Source organism: Streptomyces sclerotialus (assembly GCF_040907265.1).
In the GTDB taxonomy this organism is placed as follows: domain Bacteria; phylum Actinomycetota; class Actinomycetes; order Streptomycetales; family Streptomycetaceae; genus Streptomyces; species Streptomyces sclerotialus.
In genome coordinates this window covers 4,742,452-4,760,286 of sequence record NZ_JBFOHP010000002.1, presented here as the reverse complement: position 1 = coordinate 4,760,286, position 17,835 = coordinate 4,742,452, and the positions used below count along the sequence as shown (strand labels likewise).

Genomic DNA, 17,835 nt, shown 5'->3' with positions numbered 1-17,835 from the left:
TGCGGTGCCGCCGCTTACGTCCTTGACCTCAATCAAAGTTGAGGTTTTAACGTGTCGCTGACGTGATCAGCGGCTGACGACAGGCACGACGGCACGACTGGCACGACAGGTGCTACAGGCACGGCAGAAAGAAATGACGATGATCCTGGTGACCGGCGCGACCGGAAACATTGGGCGCACTCTGCTGGAGGAGTTGCACCTGGCCGGCGCTGCATCTGTGCGAGGTCTGACCCGTGATGCAACACGGGCTTCGTTCCCCGGAAGCATCGAAGCCGTCGAGGGCGATCTCGCTCATGCAGATTCCCTGAAGGCCGCGTTGGAGGGAGCGCGCTCGCTGTTCTTGTTGTCGGGCATGGGGGCGGACGCAGAGATCCTGGCGGCCGCCCGGCAGGCAGGCGTGGCGCACGTGGTACTCGTATCGTCGATCACGGTGCAGACTCATCCGCACCTGCCGGCGGCCTCCGAGAACGCGGCAGTCGAGCGGTTACTCAAGGACAGCGGCATGGCCTGGACCGTTCTGCGGCCGACGCAGTTCGCCTCGAACGCCATGTGGTGGGCGCAGACGATTCGCGAGCAGGGCGTGGTCCGAGCGCCGTATGCGGACATCGGGCTGCCCACCATCCACCCAGCGGACATCGCGGCGGTGGCCCGCGCGGCGCTGACCGAGCCGGGCCACCAGGGACAGACGTACGCCCTGACCGGGCCGACCTGCATCACGGCCCGGCAGCAGGTCGCAGCCCTTGCCGCGGCGTCGGGGCGGGAGATCGCCTTCCTCGAGATCAGCCGGGAGGAAGCCCACGGCCCGATGGCTTCCTTCATGGGAGACGAGACCGCGGATGCGGTCCTCGACTTGCTGGGCGGGGACGTCAATGACGAATTGCAGAAGGTACGCGATACCGTTCCCCGGGTCACCGGTTCCCCGGCCAGATCGTTCCAGCAATGGGCGACGGAGCACAGTGCCGCCTTCCACTGAGACCGCATCGGCACCCCTGCGAACCCGCCACCCGCGCTCGGCGCCACCGGGAGAACCGGACGTAGACAGCAGACCGCTCTGAGATGTGGTTCCGGCGTTCGCCGGAGCGAGCCGGTGCTCAGCTCAGGCGGGCTCGCAGCAGGCAGAATTCGTTGTCCTCGGGGTCGACCAGGACGTGCCACTGCTCCTCGCCGGTCTGGCCGATGTCGGCCGGGCGTGCCCCCAGCTTCAGGAGTCGTTCGAGTTCGGCGGCCTGATCGCGGTCGGTGGCGTTGACGTCGAAGTGCATGCGCAGCTTGCCCGTCTTGGGCTCGGTGGTGGGGCTGAAGACCAGCGTCGGCTGCAATCCGCCGAACCCTTCCCGAGGGCCGATCTCCACCGCGCCGTTGTCGGTGTCGTCGAGCACGATGAAGTCCAGTACCTCGCACCAGAACGCCGCCAGCCGCTGCGCATCCCGGCAAGGAATGATGAGTTCGGAAATCCGACAGGCCATGGCCGGCACCCTACGGCGCACCAACCTCCCGCAGCCAGTGATTAAACGGCTCAAGCTCAAGCCAGTGATTAAACGGCTCAGGGCCCGATGGAGTGGGGTGGGCATGAAGTGCCGCACGACTCCGAGCGTCCTCAGGCCGGGGCGGCCACCTCACCCCCTGTGGCACCTGACGCATCCCCCTCCACCTCTCCCGCCCCGTACCGGCATGACGCGGAACACTTTTGCTAGCGGGTGCTTGCAATAGTTAGCGTCAGGAGGCAGCATCGGAGGCATGGCATCACTCAACGTCGGCAATCTCGGGGAGTTCCTGCGGGAGCAGCGGCGCAATGCGCAGCTGAGCCTCCGGCAGCTCGCCGATGCCGCCGGGGTGTCCAACCCGTACCTCAGCCAGATCGAACGCGGTCTGCGCAAGCCGAGTGCGGAGATCCTGCAGCAGCTGGCGAAGGCGCTGCGGATCTCGGCCGAGACCCTGTACGTACAAGCGGGGATCCTCGACGAACGGCGGGACCCGGACGGACTGGAAGTGCACAGCGCGATCCTGACCGACCCGGCCCTGAACGAGAAGCAGAAGCAGGTACTGCTGCAGATCTACGAGTCGTTCCGCAAGGAGAACGGCCACAGCTCGGACATCGCACGCGCCGAGGGTCTGGACCTCGACCGGACCGCGCCGGAAGGCGAGCAGGACAGCGGCGACGAGCGGCAGCGCGGCGGTACGGGCAAGAACAAGAAGGGCACCCGTGGGGCCGACGGCGACCCGCACGCCACCTGAGCAATCCGATTCCAGGAGGAAGAACGGCATGGCCATCACCGACGACATCGTCAAGAAGGTGACCGACCCCACCCCCCTGTACGCCCTGGCCGGCACCGCGGATCTCGCGAGCGAGAAGCTCAAGGAGGTGCCGGCGCTGGTGGAGCGGCTCCGCACCGAGGCGCCCAAGCGCTTCGAGGAGGTGCGCACCACCGACGCCAAGGCCGTGCAGGACCGCGTGTCCAAGCAGGCCAAGGAGGCCCAGGACAAGTTCTACGAGCTGCTCGGCTCCCTGGACACCGACCTCAAGAAGATCCGTGAGCAGGCGCAGGACATCGCGCTGCAGAGCGTGGGCCGGGCGGCGGAGTACGCCGTCAAGGCCGGCGACACCTACAAGGAGCTGGCCGAGCGCGGCCACCGCGCCGTGCAGACCTGGCGCGGGGAGGTCGCCGAGGAGGTCGAGGAGCTGGCGGTCGCGATCGAGCCGGAGACGGAGCCGAAGGCCAAGGAGGAGCCGAAGGCCGCCGGTACCAGGAGCGAGCCGGGCAAGGCCGGGGAGACCAAGTCGGCCACCGGTAAGACCGCGGCCGAGACGAAGCCGGCGTCGACTTCCTCCTCGGCTTCGACCTCCGCTTCGTCCTCGGCCTCGACGTCGAATTCGGCCTCGAATTCGACGTCGGCGAAGAAGACGACTCCGCCGGCCGCTCGCAAGACGACGACGGCGAAGAAGACCACGCCGCCGTCGAAGTGAGCCACGGGGACATGGGAGCGGGCCGGGCACGTACGACGTGCCCGGCCCGTTCTACCGGTACGGTGACGAGGACAGTCCGACAGTCAACGGGTGGTGGAACGGCGTGCTGATCCAGGGGTTCAACAATCTGCTGTGGCTGATCTCGCTCGCCATGCTGGTGTTCAGCGGGTTCGCGTTCGTCGACTCGGCCATCCGCCGCGAGGACGCCTACCGCGCCGCCGACAAGCAGTCCAAGCCGTTCTGGCTGATCATTCTGGGCCTGGCGACGCTGGTGAACCTGCTGTTCGGGGTCATGGCGTTCCTGCCGATCATCGGGCTGATCGCGACGATCGTGTACATGGTCGACGTCCGCCCCGCGCTCAAGCGGGTGTCCGGCGGCAAGGGCCCGCGCCGCGGCGGCTCCAGCTCCGACGGCCCGTACGGTCCGTGGAACGGCGGTCGCTGACCACCGGCCGACCGGCACTGACCACCGGCCGCCGGCGCTGACCACCGGCCGCTGAGCGCCCGCAGCTGATCTCCCAGGAGGGCCGCACGGCACCCCGTGCCACCAGAAACGCCTCGTCGGCCACTCCTGCGCGTCAGCCCCCTCCCAGGTGTCAGCCCCAGGTGTTTCCCCGGTCCAGCAGCAGCACCGCGAGGTCGTCGGTCAGTTCGCCGCCGTTGAGGTCGCGCACTTCCTTGACCGCGGCGTCGAGCAGCGCCTCGCCGCGGAGGCCCGCGGCCATCCGTGCGGCCACCAGTTCGACCATGCCGTCCTGGCCGAGGCGCTGGTTGCCGTCGCCGACGCGGCCCTCGATCATGCCGTCCGTGTACATCAGCAGGCTCCAGGCGCCGCCCAGGGTCACCTGGTGGCGGGGCCAGCGCGCGCGGGGCAGCAGGCCGAGCGCGGGGCCGCCGCTCTCGAACGGGAGCAGCCGCGGCGGGCGGCCGGCCCGGGCCAGCAGCGGCGCCGGGTGGCCGGCCATGCAGACCCCGGCGTTCCGCCCGTCCGGGGCGATGTCGACGGTGCACAGCGTCGCGAAGATCTCGTCGTTGTCCCGCTCGTTCTCCAGGACCCGCTGGAGGGTGGAGAGCAGCTCGTCACCGCAGAGGCCCGCGAACGTCAGCGCGCGCCAGGCGATACGGAGTTCGACGCCGAGGGCCGCCTCGTCGGGGCCGTGGCCGCAGACGTCGCCGATCATGGCGTGAACTGTTCCGTCCGGCGTACGCACCGTGTCGTAGAAGTCGCCGCCGAGCAGGGCGCGGCTGCGCCCCGGCCGGTAGCGGGCCGCGAAGCGCAGGTCGGAGCCGTCCAGCAGCGGCGTGGGCAGCAGCCCGCGCTCCAGCCTGGCGTTCTCCTGGGCCCGCAGCCGGGACTCGGTGAGCTGGCGCTGCGCGAGGTCGGCGCGCTTGCGTTCCACGGCGTACCGCACGACCCGGCTGAGCACCGTGCCGTCCAGCTGCTCGCGGGACAGGTAGTCCTGCGCTCCTACGCGTACCGCCTCGGCGCCGCGCTCCGCGTCCGCCTCGGCGGTGAGCGCGAGCACGGCGTGGCGCGGGGCGAGCCGCAGGACCGCGCGCAGCGGCTCCAGCTCGTCCGGCGCCTCGGCCGCGCCGGTGTCCGGGCGGCTCTCGCGGTCCTCGGACTCACGCGCCTCCCGGCCCGGCATGGCCGCGAGGTCGAGCAGGACGCAGTGCACGTCGTCGGTGAGCAGCCGCTGGGCCTCGGTGAGGTTGCGGGCGGTGCGGACCCTGACCTTGTGGCCCTGGCCGTCGGACATCTCGGGGACGGAGCTGGTGGGGTCCTCGCCGATCACCAGCAGGGTCAGCTGTCCGTGGTTGCCGGTACCTGCCGCGGCCGGGTGGAGCGCGTCGTCCGGGTCCGACAGCGGCCCGACGGGGTCCGTCAGCGGGGCGGTGGGGTCCGTGTCCGCCGGGCCCGTACCGCTCTGCGGGCGCGCGGCGCCCTGCGCCGGGCGCGCGGGCTCGGGCGCGGCGTCCCCCTGCGCCGGGCGCGCGGACGCGGGTGCGCCGGTCGCCGGGCCTGCCGCCGGGGGCAGCACGGCTGTGCGCTCACGCGGACCGGGTACGGACATGTTCTCTGTTCCTTCCCTCCCCCCGAGGGTGCGGCGGCGGTGACCGACCGGCGCACCACCGTGCCCGGTTCCGCGCCGCTCTCGGTCGTCAGAGCGGTGCGCCACCGGGCACCGGAAAGCGACCTTAGCGCCAGTACGGGCCCGTACGGAATGGCGGACCGTATGACGTCAGCTTCATATACCGGGGTGAGGAAGCGTTTTGACCTCCCCCGGGAGAAATGCGGAATGACGAACATCACCCCGGGCACACGCTCGGCGACCGGACGGTGACGGTGTCGGCCCCGGCCGGATGCCGGAAACACCGTAAGGGCACGGCGCGCACACAGCGCGATACGGGGCGTCGAGTCAGGCCTTCGCGTCCGGCCGTACGACGCCCAGGATCCGCATGGAACCGGCCCCCGCGACCGTCACCTGACGGCCGGGGCGCGGGGCGTGCACGATCGTGCCGTCGCCGAGGTACATCCCCACGTGGCTCGCGTCCTCGTGATAGATGATCAGGTCGCCGGGGCGCATGTCCTCGATGTCGATGCGGGGCAGTTGCCGCCACTGTTCCTGCGACGTACGCGGGATGGCGCGGCCGGCCGCTTCCCACGCGCGCATCGTGAGTCCTGAGCAGTCGAAGGTGTCCGGTCCTTCGGCGCCCCACACGTAATTCTTGCCGATCTGTGCGGTGGCATAGGAAATGGCCTTTTTCCCCTGGGCTGACGCGACTCCGCCGATCTCATCGAGAATTCCGGAGTCCAGCCATTTCGCCTGGGCCTGGTGCGCCCGGTCCTCTTCCAGTTGCTTCAGCCGTTCCTTTTCCTCGGCCTTCAGCTGTGACTCGATCCGTTCGGCGGCGTCGATCTTCTTCTCGATGTCCTTCTTCGCCGCGGCCTTCTTCTTGCGTTCCTTCTCCAGCCTGTCCCAGCGGTCGGTGGCGTCCTGGGCGTAACCCTGCAGATCACTCTCGGTGCGCGCCAGCTGTCCCAGTACGGTCCGGACCGCGTGCTGTCCCTTGCGGGCGAGCGTGGCGTGGTCGAGGAACCCTTCCGGGTCCTTGTTCAGCATCAGTTTCGCCTCGGCGGGCAGGCCGCCGCCGCGGTACTGGGCGCTGGCCAGCGAGCCGGCCTGCCGCTTCAGCTCCTTGCGCTTCTCCTGCGTGCTGACGATGTCCTTCGCCAGCTGCACGATCTCCTTCTGCTGGCGCTCGACCTGCTCCTTGGCGGCGTTGTACGCGTCGGTGGCCCGTTCGGCGCGGCGGTAGAGGTCCTCGATCTTCCTGTGCACCTCTTCCAGGTCCCGCTTGCCCTCGGGCTCCGGTGCCGCGTACGCCGCCGGTACCGGGCCCACCAGGGCGCCCGTCGCGCACAGCACCACGGCGGCGCAGGCCACCGCCGCGCCGCGTCCCACGTTCCGCCGTTCCACCGGGCTCCTCACGGGCCACCTCCGGTCACTCGCCGTACGCGTCGTCCGGGCGCGAGCGCTCCGCCTGCGGCGGGGCTCGGAGCCTGTGCCACACCCCACAAGCTCTCAGCCGCGGATGCTGCCATACCGGCCGGTAATACAGAAGAGCACCGCACCACTTCTTCCGGGAGATCACCGTCCGGTCCGGTGTGGACCGGGCAATACCGGCCGCACCCATCCGACGGCCGAGGTTCACCCCTCGTTCACTCTCTTCCATCGACGGCTTCACCTGATCTGCCTAATTTCGGCCTTACCGAGTGCGCGTCTCGCCCGGAGGCCGGCGCGGCACCGGCATAGCTGGACACCTCTCATCTGATTCATTTCACGGCCCAGCACGCCACTGACCACGGCGGGCCCCAGGAAGGAACTCTCGACAGTGAAGCTTCAGCGCAAGAACCGGGTTCGCGCCCTCGCGGTTGGCGCTCTCGCCGTCTCCGGAGCCCTGGCCCTCTCGGCGTGCGGCTCGGACGACACCACGGGCGGCCCCGGAGCCCCCGCGGCGTCGGCGAACATCAAGTGCGACGGCAAGGGCAAGCTGCTCGCCTCCGGCTCCTCGGCACAGAAGAACGCCATGGACGTCTGGGTGCAGAACTACTCCGGTGCCTGCAAGGACACCGAGATCAACTACCAGCCCACGGGCTCCGGTGCCGGTATCACCACCTTCCTGCAGGGCCAGACCGCCTTCGCGGGCTCCGACTCGGCGCTCAAGCCGGAAGAGGTCGAGAAGTCCAAGAAGATCTGCAAGGGCGGCGAGGCGATCAACCTGCCGATGGTCGGCGGCCCGATCGCGGTCGGCTACAACGTCCCGGGCGTCGACGACCTCGTGCTGGACGCCGAGACCCTCGGCAAGATCTTCGACTCGAAGATCACCAACTGGAACGACCCGGCGATCAAGAAGCTCAACCCGGGCGCCAAGCTGCCGGACCTGAAGATCCAGGCGTTCCACCGCTCGGACGACTCCGGCACCACCGACAACTTCACCAAGTACCTCAAGGGCGCCGCGCCCAAGGCGTGGCCGCACGAGCCCGCGAAGACCTGGGAGGGCAAGGGCGGCCAGGCGGCCTCCGGCTCCTCCGGCGTCTCTTCGCAGGTCAAGCAGACCAGCGGCGCGATCTCCTACTTCGAGCTGTCCTACGCGACGGCCAGCAAGATCGACACGGTCAAGCTGAACACCGGCGCCCAGAAGCCGGTCGAGGCCAACGTGGACAACGCCTCCAAGGCCATCGCCGAGGCCAAGCAGGTCGGCGAGGGCAACGACCTCGCCCTGGACCTGAACTACACGACCAAGGCCGAGGGCGCTTACCCGATCACCCTGGTGACGTACGAGATCGCCTGCGACAAGGGCAACAAGGCCGAGACCCTGCCCGCCACCAAGTCCTTCCTGACCTACCTCGCCAGCGAGGACGGCCAGAAGACCCTCAAGGAGCAGGGCTACGCCCCGCTGCCCACCGAGATCGCCGGCAAGGTCCGCAAGGCCGTCGCGTCGCTCTCCTGACCCACCGGGCGGCGGCCGGCGCACCACGCGCAGGCCGCCGCCCGTCCGGTGCACCGCCGCCTGGAGCCCGCCGGCTCCGCAGACCGGAGAACCCCATGGATACCTCAGCGATACCCCAGAACCCACCCCCCGCAGCGCCCGCCGCACCCTCCGAGGTCAGCGGCAAGTCCGTACGCCCCGGTGACCGCGTCTTCCTCGGTCTCTCGCGCGGCTCCGGCATCGCGCTGCTGGTGATCATGGCCGCCATCGCGGCCTTCCTCACCTACCGCTCGGTCCTCGCCATCCAGGGCGACAAGGCCAACTTCTTCACCACCTTCGAGTGGGACCCCAGCGGCGCCGAGCCCAAGTTCGGCATCGCCGTCCTCGCCTTCGGCACCGTCGTCAGCTCGATCATCGCGATGGTCATCGCGGTCCCCGTAGCGGTCGGCATCGCGCTGTTCATCTCGCACTACGCGCCGCGCAAGCTGGCCTCGCCGCTCGGCTACGTCATCGACCTGCTCGCCGCGGTGCCCAGCATCATCTACGGCCTGTGGGGCGCCCTCTTCCTCGTACCGAACCTGGGCGGTCTCTACAGCTGGCTGGACGACTACCTCGGCTGGACCGGGATCTTCAGCTACTCGCAGGGCGCCGCGCGCTCGCTGTTCACCGTCGGCATCCTGCTGGCGATCATGATCCTGCCGATCGTCACCAGCGTCAGCCGCGAGGTCTTCCTCCAGGTCCCCAAGATGCACGAGGAGGCCGCGCTCGCCCTCGGCGCCACGCGCTGGGAGGTCATCCGCATGTCGGTGCTGCCCTTCGGCCGCTCCGGCATCATCAGCGCCTCGATGCTGGGCCTGGGCCGCGCGCTCGGCGAGACGATGGCCGTCGCCACGGTCCTCTCCCCCAGCTTCCTGATCGGGCTCAGCCTGCTGGACCCGGGCGGCGGCACGTTCGCCCAGAACATCGCCAGCAAGTTCAGTGAGGCGGACACCTTCGGCCAGGACGCGCTGATCGCCTCCGGCCTCGTCCTCTTCGTCATCACCCTGCTGGTCAACGGCGCGGCCCGCCTGATCATCGCCCGCCGCAAGGAGTACTCGGGGGCCAACGCATGAGCAACGTCATCACCGAGAAGCGGCCGGTCGCGGACAGCGCGCCGCTGCCCCCCGTCTCCCTCAAGCAGGCCCGCCTGCCCCGCTGGTCCCCGCCGGTCTTCGCAGCAGCTGCGCTCGCCGCGGGCGCCGGTATCGGTCTCGTCGCCGGCCTGGACAGCAAGATCCAGTGGGGCCTGATCGCCGCGCTGCTCTTCATCATCGGTACGTTCGGTATCGCCGCGAAGGTCGAGGGCGCCCGGCAGGCCAAGGACCGGCTGGCCACCAGCCTGGTCTGGATCGCCTTCCTGCTCGCCGTCCTCCCGCTGGCCTCCCTGATCTGGGAGACCGTCGTCCGCGGCAGCAAGGTCCTGGACGTCTACTTCCTGACCCACTCCATGGGCACCCTGCCGGACGCCATGGTCGGCGGCGGCATCAACCACGCGATCACCGGCACCCTGCAGCAGGTGGGCCTGGCGACCCTGATCGCCGCGCCGATCGGCCTGCTGACCGCGATCTACCTCGTCGAGTACGGGCGCGGCAGGCTCGCCAAGGCCGTCACCTTCTTCGTCGACGTCATGACGGGCGTCCCCTCGATCGTCGCCGGCCTCTTCGTCCTCTCGGTGTGGATCCTGATCCTCGGCTTCGGCCCCTCCGGCTTCGCCGGCGCCATGGCCCTGGCCATCCTGATGATGCCGGTCGTGGTCCGCTCCACGGAGGAGATGCTCAAGCTCGTACCGAACGAGCTGCGCGAGGCCTCCCTCGCCCTCGGCGTACCGAAGTGGCGCACCATCCTCAAGGTCGTCCTGCCCACCTCCATCGGCGGCATCACCACCGGCGTCATGCTGGCCATCGCCCGCATCACCGGTGAGACCGCCCCGGTGCTGCTCCTGGTGTGGGGCGCCAAGACGATCAACAACAACCCCTTCGAAGGCGCCCAGCAGTCCCTGCCGCTGTACGTGTACCAGCAGTGGCAGCAGGGCTCCGAGGCGAGCTACGACCGCGCCTGGGCCGCGGCCCTCGTCCTCATCGCCTTCGTCATGATCCTCAACCTGGTGGCCCGCGGCATCGCCCGCTGGAAGGCCCCCAAGACCGGCCGCTAAGGCACCCGATGATGCGGCTCCGCCGAATCGGGGCCACCAGAAAGAAGCAGTGATTCCCATGGCCAAGCGAATCGACGTCAGCGGCCTCTCCGCCTTCTACGGCAGCCACAAGGCCATCGACGACATCTCCATGACCGTCGAGCCCCGCTCGGTGACGGCCTTCATCGGCCCCTCCGGCTGCGGCAAGTCCACCTTCCTGCGGACCCTGAACCGCATGCACGAGGTCACCCCCGGCGGCCGCGTCGAGGGCAAGGTGCTGCTGGACGACGAGAACCTGTACGGCTCGGGCGTCGACCCGGTCGCCGTCCGCCGCACCGTCGGCATGGTCTTCCAGCGCCCCAACCCCTTCCCCACCATGTCGATCTTCGACAACGTGGCGGCGGGCCTGCGCCTGAACGGCTCGGTGAAGAAGAAGTCCGAGCTGAACGACGTCGTCGAGAAGTCCCTCAAGGGCGCCAACCTCTGGAACGAGGTCAAGGACCGGCTGAACAAGCCCGGCTCCGGCCTCTCCGGCGGCCAGCAGCAGCGCCTCTGCATCGCCCGCGCCATCGCGGTCGAGCCGCAGGTCCTGCTGATGGACGAGCCCTGCTCCGCGCTCGACCCGATCTCCACCCTCGCCATCGAGGACCTGATCGGGGAGCTCAAGGAGCGCTTCACGATCGTCATCGTCACGCACAACATGCAGCAGGCCGCGCGCGTCTCGGACCGTACGGCGTTCTTCAACCTCGCGGCCGTCGGCCAGCCCGGCAAGCTGATCGAGATCGACGAGACCGAGCGGATCTTCTCCAACCCGTCGGTCCAGGACACGGAGGACTACATCTCCGGCCGCTTCGGCTGATCCGTCGCCGCCGCCGGCGGCGAGGTGACCGGCACACCGAGTGTCCTGTGGTGCTGCATGGCGGTGCCACCACAGGACGAGGGCCCGCCCCCCGGGAACGGGGGCGGGCCCTCATCGTGTCGTCGAGCGTTCTTCCGCTCAGCCGCGTCGCCTCAGCCGAACGCCAGGTTCACCACCCAGTACGACGCGGCGGCCACCGCCGCGGCGGCCGGCATCGTGATGAACCAGCCCAGGATGATGTTCTTCGCGACGCCCCAGCGCACCGCGCTGACCCGCTTGGTGGCGCCCACACCCATGATCGCGGAGGTGATCACATGGGTGGTCGAGATCGGCGCGTGGAACATGAACGCGGTGGTGAACATGATCGACGCACCGGTCGCCTCCGCCGCGAAGCCCTGCGGCGGGTCCAGCTCGATGATCTTGCGGCCGAGCGTCCGCATGATGCGCCAGCCGCCCGCGTACGTACCGAGCGACAGCATCGCCGCACAGGCGATCTTCACCCAGATCGGGATCGGGTCGCCCGGGCCCTCGACACCGCCGATGACCAGCGCCATCACCACGATGCCCATCGTCTTCTGGGCGTCCTGCAGACCGTGGCCGAGCGCCATGCCCGCCGCCGAGACCGTCTGCGCGATACGGAAACCGCGCTTGGCCTTGTGCGGGTTGGTGCCCTTGAACATCCACAGGATGGCGACCATGACGAAGTAGCCGGCGATCAGACCGACCAGCGGCGACAGGAACATCGGCAGGACGATCTTCTCCCAGACGCCCGACCAGTAGACGACGGAGGAGCCGGCGAGCGCCGCGCCCACCATGCCGCCGAAGAGGGCGTGGGAGGAGGACGAGGGCAGACCGAAGTACCACGTGATCATGTTCCACGCGATGGCGCCCACCAGCGCCGAGAAGAGGATCATCATCCCCTGTTTGCCGGTGGGCGTCTCGATCAGGCCCTCACTGACGGTCTTGGCGACCCCGCTGCCCAGGAAGGCGCCGGCGAGGTTCATCACCGCCGCCATCGCGAGTGCGGCCCGCGGCGTCAGCGCACGCGTCGAGACCGAGGTCGCGATCGCGTTGGCGGAGTCGTGAAAGCCGTTGGTGTACGTGAATCCGAGCGCGACCGCGATGGTCACGACGAGTGCGAAGGTGTCCATGGCCGGGGCTCAGGACTCCTTCACCGCGATGGTTTCGACGGTGTTCGCCACATGCTCGAACGCGTCGGCCGCCTCTTCGAGGATGTCCACGATCTGCTTGAGCTTGAGCACCTCGATGGCGTCGTACTTGCCGTTGAAGAGGTGCGCGAGCAGCTTGCGGTGGATCTGGTCGGCCTGGTTCTCCAGACGGTTGACCTCGATCCAGTACTCGGTGAGGTTCGACATCGTCCGCAGGTTCGGCATGGCCTCGGCGGTCAGTTCCGCCGCCCGCGCCAGGACCTCGATCTGCTGGTCGACTCCCTTGGGGAGCTCCTCGACGTTGTAGAGGACGACCAGGTCGACGGCCTCCTCCATGAAGTCCATGATGTCGTCGAGCGACGAGGCGAGGTTGTAGATGTCCTCGCGGTCGAACGGCGTGATGAACGAGGAGTTCAACTGGTGGAAGACCGCGTGGGTGGCGTCATCCCCCGCGTGCTCCGCCGCTCGCATCCTCTCGGCGATCTCTGCCCGCGCGGAGGCGTCCGCCCCGAGCAGTTCCATCAGGAGTTTGGAGCCCGTGACGATGTTGTCCGCGGAGGCGGCGAACATGTCGTAGAAGCTCGTCTCCCTGGGGGTCAGACGAAAGCGCACGTGAAATCCTCGGGGTGCATCGGATTCGGTCGAGTTGATGCTAGGCGCATCATCCAGCCACTGCTAACCGGCATTACCTCAGTGTCGCCCATCGGGCAGCATGCTCTGCACGGGGTACCTGCCCCGCAAGGTGCGCGGGGTACCTCTCCCGTGCGCGAAATTCTGTACCATATACCCGCCAGGGGTATATGAACCGGCTACGTACCAGGGGAGAAGCCCATGTCGACCACGGACGCCGAGCCCGATGGCACCACCGCAGCCGCCGGGGGCTGCCACGGCGCGGAGCCGCAGGGCGTACCCCAGGGCGACCCTCATGCCGTGACACGTCACGATCTGGGCATTCATGGGTACGCACAGCAGAAGGACGCCCACATCAAACGGCTGCGCCGCATCGAGGGGCAGATCAGGGGCCTCCAGCGGATGCTGGAGGAGGACGTCTACTGCATCGACATACTCACCCAGGTCTCGGCCAGCACGAAGGGCCTGCAATCCTTCGGCCTGCAGCTTCTCGAGGAGCACCTGCGGCACTGCGTCGCCGACGCGGCAGTGAAGGGCCCCGACGCCATCGACGAGAAGGTCAAGGAAGCCACCAAGGCGATCGAGCGCATGCTGCGGACGTGACGTACACCGCCGGCAGGAATGTGGGGCAGGGTCCGGGCCCCGATTGCGGGTCTTGGTCGTGCGGGTGAGTGATCCGGCGTGACGTATCCCACGCCGGGACCGCGGCCGAAAACAACCGTTCCTACGGCAGATCGGCGGCTGCGGGGCCCTGCCCCGCCTCCACCGCGGCTCTTCTGTCGCCACGGTCCGCATCCACGTCCAGAACCTCGTCGATCCGGTCCGGGCTCAGACGGTCCTCGGGGGACGTCGCCGCCGCGATCATCAACTCACCAGCCAGGTCGATCTCGACGAGGGCCACGTGGTCCTGAGTCGTCTGACTGCGGTGCGGCGCCACGTACAACACCTCCTCCTTCGAGGCCCATGCCACTCTTCTGGCGGTTACCACCAAGGGTAGGGACGGGTGCACGCCCCGCGCATGGCACGGATGGACCATTTACGCCAGCCGGCAAGCCCTGTGGGCACGTGCCGCCGCGCGGCCGTACGGAAGTTCCGCGCGCCGTCCCGGCGCGGGTCAGCCGGCGCCGGGCGCCGCGATCCGGCCCGTGTAGATGTCCTCCCGGTGCGGCAGCCGCACCGGCGCCCCGGTCCCGAAGCCGGTGTACCCGACCGTGGACGTCACCTCGGTGCCGCGCGGCGAGCCGTTGGCGAAGGTGAACCGGTACCGCACCTTCCGCAGCCGCCCCGCCTCGTCGAGGTACGCGTCGAAGGGCACCACATCGGTGGTGAAGCCCTCATCGGCAGCGGCCAGCGAAGGTGCCGTGCCCTCCGAGGCCGCGTCGGCCGCCACCCCGATGTCGGCCGTGCCCCGGTAGTGCCGCACCCGCTCGCCGCGCAGCCGCTCCTCGCCCGCGTACGTCGCCCGGCGGGTGCCGCGCAGCAGCTCGGCCGCCGCCAGCGGGTCGGTCGCGCCGCCGGTCACGAGATTGCCGTCGGACAGCGCGGTGGTGTCCACCCGCACCCACTTGTCGGCGGGCACCCCGGCGCCGCGGTTCTTCATGTAGAGCGCGCCGGGCGCGAAGATCTCGGTGATCGGCTTGCGCACCCGGCCGTCCGGCCCGGCCGGCTCCGGCAGTACCAGCCGCAGCCGGCCCGTGCCGTGGCGGTAGTCGTAGCGGCCGGCGCCGCTGATGGCGACGCGGGTGCCGCCGCTGGTGGTCTCCAGCGTCGTACGGACCCGTGAGGTGCCGTCGCGTACCAGGGAGTCGGCGGCCTGCCGGAGGAGCACCGAGGGAGCCGGGCCCGCGGGAGCGTCGTCCGCGGCGGCGCCGTCCGTCGTACACCCCGATGCCAGCAGGCCCGCGCTCAGCGCCAGGCCCGCCGCCGTGGCGACGGAGACGGCTCCGCCGGTCCGTCTGTCCTGCACCACCATCGCGCACGAGCCCCCTGCCGCTGTCGCGCCGCCGTCCCGCCGCCGCACGGCGCGGCCGGCATCGGGCAACCATTTCGTTCAACGACCGTTCATGTGGCCCGTCACGCCCGCCTGATACAACCGGCAGTAGCGTGGGGGTGTGTCGTACCTGACCCAGGACCCGCAGCAGACCGCCGAAGCCGCCCGTGCCGGGGACGGCACGACAGCGGACCACCGCACCACGACCGTCGAGCGCGGTGCCTTCTGTCTCGCCCGGTGCAGCTGCGGCTGGTCGGGCCCGGCCCGCCGCGCCCGCTCCCAGGCCCGCACGGACGCCGAACGGCACGTCGGCGACGACCGCCGGCACCCCGACGACGACCGCTGAGCCGGCGACCGCAGCCCGGCCGACCGCAGCCCTGAGACGCCGGGGCCGGCGCCCCGCGCACCACGGAAGCAACCCCCTTCACTCCTCACACCCCCTCCCCTGCGGAACCTGCTGCCCCACTTCCGCATCTGGCTAGGGGAAAGGCATCGGGAAGGCGCCTCCGGGCGCTGTTCGGCAAGGGGGCGGCCGTGAAGCGGCGCACAATTCTGCAGGCGGGCGGCGGGCTCGCCGCGACCACGGCGGCCTGGCTCGCGGCGGGCGGCACGGGGGCGGGACTCACGCCCACGAAGGCGGCGGCCGCCAAGTCACCGTGGGACGCGCTCCGCAAGGGCCTGGACGGGCAGCTGATACGGCCGGGCGACGCCGCGTACGCCACCGCCCGCCGCCTCTACAACACCCGCTTCGACACGCTGAAGCCGGCGGCCGTGGCGTACGTGAAGCACCCCGGGGACATAGCGGAGTGCCTGGCCTTCGCCCGCCGGAACGGCACGCCCGTCGCCATCCGCAACGGCGGCCACTCCTACGCCGGCTGGTCCAGCGGCGACAACCGCCTGATAGTCGATGTCTCCGCGCTGTCCAAGGTCTCCGCGCCGTCCGGCGGCACCACCCGCATCGGGGCCGGCGCCAAGCTCATCGACGTCTACGAGGGCCTGGGCAAGCACGGCGTGACCATCCCCGGCGGCTCCTGCCCGACCGTCGGCGTGTCCGGCCTGACCCTCGGCGGCGGCCACGGCGTCACCTCCCGCGCGTACGGCCTGACCTGCGACAGCCTCGTCGGTGCGACGCTCGTCACGGCCGCGGGGAAGACCCTGCACTGCGACGCGAAGGAACACGCCGACCTCTTCTGGGCGCTACGCGGCGCGGGCAACGGCAACTTCGGCGTGGTCACCGAGCTGCGCTTCCGTACGCACCAGGCGCCGGACGCGGTGATGGCGTACCTGACCTGGCCGTGGTCCAAGGCGGCTGCCGTACTGCGCTCCTGGCAGGAGTGGGGCCCGGCGCAGGCCGACGAGATCTGGTCCAGCTGCCACCTGGACGCCCGACCCGGCTCCACCCCCACCGTCTCCGTCGCCGCGTTCTCGCTCGGCTCGTACCGCGATCTCCAGAACGCCGTCGACAAGCTCGCCGACCGCGCGGGCGGCCCCGGCCCGGCGTCCTCGGTCTCGCTCAAGCCCAAGGCCTACCTGGACGCGATGGAGGCGTACGCGGGCTGCGCCACGAAGACCACCGCCCAGTGCCACCAGCCGGGCAGCGTCCCCGGGCGGAACCCGGCCGGCAAGCTGGGCCGGGAGACCTACGCGGCCCGCTCGGACTTCTTCGACCGCTCGCTGAGCGCGGCGGGCATCCGTACGGTCATCGACCGGATCGAGCGCGCGGGCCGCAACGGCGTCAACGGCAACGTCGCCTTCACCGCCCTGGGCGGCGCGATCAACCGCGTGCAGCCGACGGCCACCGCCTTCGTGCACCGCCGCTCCCGCTTCCTCGCGCAGTACCTCGCCTCCTGGGCCCCCGGCGGCCAGGGCAAGGCCCAGAACGCCTGGCTGAGCGGCATGCACACGGCGATGCGCCGCCACGCCTCCGGCGCCGCGTACCAGAACTACGCGGACCCGGCCCTGAAGGACTGGAAGAAGGCGTACTACGGGGCGGCCGCCGGCCGGCTGGACCGGGTGAAGCAGACGTACGACCCGCAGCACCTGTTCCGGACGTTCCCGCAGGCGCTGTAGAGGCGCGGCGCGCCCCAGCGGCGGCGGGAACGCGTCGGCCCCGCCCGGAGTGTCCGGGCGGGGCCGACGTGCAGGTGATCTGGGCTGGGCGGCGGGCTCTCAGGCCGCGAGGTCCTTGTCGCGGTTCACGCGGCCGTCGCGCGGCGCTCCGGGCTGATCCGGAAACCCGTCGGGGCCCCCGGCCCCGACGGCACCGGCCGCCCCCGCGGGCCCGAACGCGTCCGTCACAGCCGCGCCGTCCCCCTCGCCCGCTCCGCCTGCGTGCGCCGTCCCCGCGCGGGGCGCCTGGACGAGCGCCCCGATGCGGGAGGCCGCGATCGCCTTCATCAGCGGCACCAGCAGCGCCTGGGCGAGCGGCGCGAACAGCAGCGCGACCGCCGTACCCAGCGCGAAGCCACCGATGACGTCCGTCGGGTAGTGCACCCCCATGTAGACCCGGCAGAGGCCTTCGAGCAGCGCGAGGCCGATTCCGATCAGCCCGTACTTGCGGTGCGCGAGGAAGATGCCGACGCCGACGGCCATCGTGAGCGTGGCGTGGTCGCTCACGAACGAGAAGTCGTTCTTGCCCTGCACCAGGACGTCGAGGCCCGTGTGGTCCTTGAAGGGACGCGGCCGTGCCACGAACTCCCGGATGGGGATGTTGGCCAGCAGCGCGATGCCGGCCGCCAGCGGTGCCCAGACCAGGCCCGCCACCGCGGCGGGCGCGTCGGACTTCTTACGGGCGCCCCACCAGGCGACCAGGCAGAGGACCGCCAGCCCGGCGATGATGCCGTACTCGCCGACGTACTCCATCACCTGGTCGAACCAGTGCGGAGCGTCCTTGGCGATGCCGTTGACCTCGAAGAGCAGGCCAACGTCGGGGTTCGACCCGTCCAGTGCGAGTCCAGCCATGTGCCGCGGCCCCTAACCTTTCGCGCGCGCGAGCGCCATCCGAGTGCTGCCAACCCCCGTGGTCGTCGAGCATTGCCGTGCCGGCCGCGTCTTCTG

19 protein-coding genes are annotated in these 17,835 nt (G+C 70.1%); 11 read left to right on the top strand and 8 right to left on the bottom strand.

The window, feature by feature from the left end; translation table 11 throughout:
* The first annotated feature begins 139 nt into the window (after positions 1 to 139).
* Complete coding sequence (locus AAC944_RS21175) at positions 140 to 973, top strand: NAD(P)H-binding protein (protein ID WP_030610308.1); 834 nt, start codon at positions 140 to 142, stop codon at positions 971 to 973.
* A gap of 118 nt (positions 974 to 1,091) precedes the next feature.
* Here AAC944_RS21175 and AAC944_RS21170 read toward each other — a convergent pair whose 3' ends face one another.
* Positions 1,092 to 1,466, bottom strand: coding sequence for a VOC family protein (locus tag AAC944_RS21170; RefSeq protein WP_030610311.1), 375 nt, complete (start codon positions 1,464 to 1,466; stop codon positions 1,092 to 1,094).
* 271 nt (positions 1,467 to 1,737) lie between these two features.
* Here AAC944_RS21170 and AAC944_RS21165 point away from each other — a divergent pair, with 271 nt between their 5' ends.
* From AAC944_RS21165 to AAC944_RS21155, 3 genes are all read left to right on the top strand, one after another.
* Positions 1,738 to 2,235, top strand: coding sequence for a helix-turn-helix domain-containing protein (locus AAC944_RS21165; RefSeq protein WP_037771523.1), 498 nt, complete (start codon positions 1,738 to 1,740; stop codon positions 2,233 to 2,235).
* A gap of 28 nt (positions 2,236 to 2,263) precedes the next feature.
* Complete coding sequence (locus tag AAC944_RS21160; RefSeq protein ID WP_030610316.1) at positions 2,264 to 2,965, top strand: hypothetical protein; 702 nt, start codon at positions 2,264 to 2,266, stop codon at positions 2,963 to 2,965.
* A 103-nt stretch (positions 2,966 to 3,068) separates the two neighbouring features.
* On the top strand, positions 3,069 to 3,410 hold the full coding sequence (locus AAC944_RS21155) for a DUF2516 family protein (protein WP_030610318.1): 342 nt from the start codon (positions 3,069 to 3,071) through the stop codon (positions 3,408 to 3,410).
* Positions 3,411 to 3,561: 151 nt separating this feature from the next.
* Here AAC944_RS21155 and AAC944_RS21150 read toward each other — a convergent pair whose 3' ends face one another.
* On the bottom strand, positions 3,562 to 5,040 hold the full coding sequence (locus AAC944_RS21150) for a PP2C family protein-serine/threonine phosphatase (RefSeq protein ID WP_030610321.1): 1,479 nt from the start codon (positions 5,038 to 5,040) through the stop codon (positions 3,562 to 3,564).
* 345 nt (positions 5,041 to 5,385) lie between these two features.
* Positions 5,386 to 6,447: a C40 family peptidase gene (locus AAC944_RS21145; protein ID WP_368396388.1), complete on the bottom strand. Its 1,062-nt coding sequence runs from the start codon at positions 6,445 to 6,447 to the stop codon at positions 5,386 to 5,388.
* A 415-nt stretch (positions 6,448 to 6,862) separates the two neighbouring features.
* On the opposite strand from AAC944_RS21145, the gene pstS reads away from it, so the two are divergent.
* From pstS to pstB, 4 genes are all read left to right on the top strand, one after another.
* Entirely contained in the window at positions 6,863 to 7,981 is a 1,119-nt protein-coding gene (gene pstS, locus AAC944_RS21140; RefSeq protein WP_030610328.1) for a phosphate ABC transporter substrate-binding protein PstS, read from the top strand.
* Positions 7,982 to 8,076: 95 nt separating this feature from the next.
* Positions 8,077 to 9,072 carry a phosphate ABC transporter permease subunit PstC gene (gene pstC / locus AAC944_RS21135; RefSeq protein ID WP_030610330.1) on the top strand — a complete coding sequence of 332 codons (996 nt, stop codon included), beginning with the start codon at positions 8,077 to 8,079 and terminating at the stop codon, positions 9,070 to 9,072.
* Positions 9,069 to 10,151 (top strand): phosphate ABC transporter permease PstA, encoded by a 1,083-nt coding sequence (gene pstA, locus AAC944_RS21130; RefSeq protein ID WP_030610332.1) that lies wholly within the window; start codon positions 9,069 to 9,071, stop codon positions 10,149 to 10,151. The genes pstC and pstA overlap by 4 nt, the downstream gene beginning before the upstream one ends.
* A 58-nt stretch (positions 10,152 to 10,209) precedes the next feature.
* The gene (pstB, locus tag AAC944_RS21125) at positions 10,210 to 10,989 is read left to right on the top strand and encodes a phosphate ABC transporter ATP-binding protein PstB (RefSeq protein ID WP_030610333.1); all 780 of its coding nucleotides are present in this window, start codon (positions 10,210 to 10,212) and stop codon (positions 10,987 to 10,989) included.
* A 152-nt stretch (positions 10,990 to 11,141) separates the two neighbouring features.
* Here pstB and AAC944_RS21120 read toward each other — a convergent pair whose 3' ends face one another.
* The gene (locus AAC944_RS21120) at positions 11,142 to 12,140 is read right to left on the bottom strand and encodes an inorganic phosphate transporter (RefSeq protein WP_030610335.1); all 999 of its coding nucleotides are present in this window, start codon (positions 12,138 to 12,140) and stop codon (positions 11,142 to 11,144) included.
* 9 nt (positions 12,141 to 12,149) lie between these two features.
* Positions 12,150 to 12,770: a DUF47 domain-containing protein gene (locus AAC944_RS21115; protein WP_030267458.1), complete on the bottom strand. Its 621-nt coding sequence runs from the start codon at positions 12,768 to 12,770 to the stop codon at positions 12,150 to 12,152.
* 219 nt (positions 12,771 to 12,989) lie between these two features.
* Here AAC944_RS21115 and AAC944_RS21110 point away from each other — a divergent pair, with 219 nt between their 5' ends.
* Positions 12,990 to 13,391: a metal-sensitive transcriptional regulator gene (locus AAC944_RS21110; RefSeq protein ID WP_030610337.1), complete on the top strand. Its 402-nt coding sequence runs from the start codon at positions 12,990 to 12,992 to the stop codon at positions 13,389 to 13,391.
* 121 nt (positions 13,392 to 13,512) lie between these two features.
* Here AAC944_RS21110 and AAC944_RS21105 read toward each other — a convergent pair whose 3' ends face one another.
* Together AAC944_RS21105 and AAC944_RS21100 are read right to left on the bottom strand one after the other, a co-directional pair.
* A complete protein-coding gene (locus AAC944_RS21105) occupies positions 13,513 to 13,758 on the bottom strand; it encodes a hypothetical protein (protein ID WP_368396386.1) in 246 nt (81 codons plus the stop codon).
* A 144-nt stretch (positions 13,759 to 13,902) separates the two neighbouring features.
* Positions 13,903 to 14,760 carry an SCO4651 family lipoprotein gene (locus AAC944_RS21100; protein WP_030610342.1) on the bottom strand — a complete coding sequence of 286 codons (858 nt, stop codon included), beginning with the start codon at positions 14,758 to 14,760 and terminating at the stop codon, positions 13,903 to 13,905.
* A gap of 148 nt (positions 14,761 to 14,908) precedes the next feature.
* Between AAC944_RS21100 and AAC944_RS21095 the strand changes: the two genes are divergently transcribed.
* Positions 14,909 to 15,124, top strand: a complete 216-nt coding sequence (locus AAC944_RS21095) for a hypothetical protein (RefSeq protein WP_051871507.1) — start codon at positions 14,909 to 14,911, stop codon at positions 15,122 to 15,124.
* A gap of 188 nt (positions 15,125 to 15,312) precedes the next feature.
* Positions 15,313 to 16,848 carry an FAD-binding oxidoreductase gene (locus AAC944_RS21090; RefSeq protein WP_030610345.1) on the top strand — a complete coding sequence of 512 codons (1,536 nt, stop codon included), beginning with the start codon at positions 15,313 to 15,315 and terminating at the stop codon, positions 16,846 to 16,848.
* Between the two features lie 99 nt (positions 16,849 to 16,947).
* Here AAC944_RS21090 and AAC944_RS21085 read toward each other — a convergent pair whose 3' ends face one another.
* Positions 16,948 to 17,739 carry a phosphatase PAP2 family protein gene (locus tag AAC944_RS21085; protein ID WP_030610348.1) on the bottom strand — a complete coding sequence of 264 codons (792 nt, stop codon included), beginning with the start codon at positions 17,737 to 17,739 and terminating at the stop codon, positions 16,948 to 16,950.
* Positions 17,740 to 17,835: the final 96 nt, after the last annotated feature.

Bases quoted from the DNA above. Each gene is read 5' to 3' on its own strand.
- AAC944_RS21100 (WP_030610342.1), bottom strand. From the start codon at position 14,760: ATGGTGGTGCAGGACAGACGGACCGGCGGAGCCGTCTCCGTCGCCACG.
- AAC944_RS21170 (WP_030610311.1), bottom strand. From the start codon at position 1,466: ATGGCCTGTCGGATTTCCGAACTCATCATTCCTTGCCGGGATGCGCAG.
- AAC944_RS21085 (WP_030610348.1), bottom strand. From the start codon at position 17,739: ATGGCTGGACTCGCACTGGACGGGTCGAACCCCGACGTTGGCCTGCTC.
- pstC (WP_030610330.1), top strand. From the start codon at position 8,077: ATGGATACCTCAGCGATACCCCAGAACCCACCCCCCGCAGCGCCCGCC.
- pstA (WP_030610332.1), top strand. From the start codon at position 9,069: ATGAGCAACGTCATCACCGAGAAGCGGCCGGTCGCGGACAGCGCGCCG.
- AAC944_RS21160 (WP_030610316.1), top strand. From the start codon at position 2,264: ATGGCCATCACCGACGACATCGTCAAGAAGGTGACCGACCCCACCCCC.
- pstB (WP_030610333.1), top strand. From the start codon at position 10,210: ATGGCCAAGCGAATCGACGTCAGCGGCCTCTCCGCCTTCTACGGCAGC.
- AAC944_RS21175 (WP_030610308.1), top strand. From the start codon at position 140: ATGATCCTGGTGACCGGCGCGACCGGAAACATTGGGCGCACTCTGCTG.
- AAC944_RS21110 (WP_030610337.1), top strand. From the start codon at position 12,990: ATGTCGACCACGGACGCCGAGCCCGATGGCACCACCGCAGCCGCCGGG.
- AAC944_RS21150 (WP_030610321.1), bottom strand. From the start codon at position 5,040: ATGTCCGTACCCGGTCCGCGTGAGCGCACAGCCGTGCTGCCCCCGGCG.
- AAC944_RS21165 (WP_037771523.1), top strand. From the start codon at position 1,738: ATGGCATCACTCAACGTCGGCAATCTCGGGGAGTTCCTGCGGGAGCAG.
- AAC944_RS21120 (WP_030610335.1), bottom strand. From the start codon at position 12,140: ATGGACACCTTCGCACTCGTCGTGACCATCGCGGTCGCGCTCGGATTC.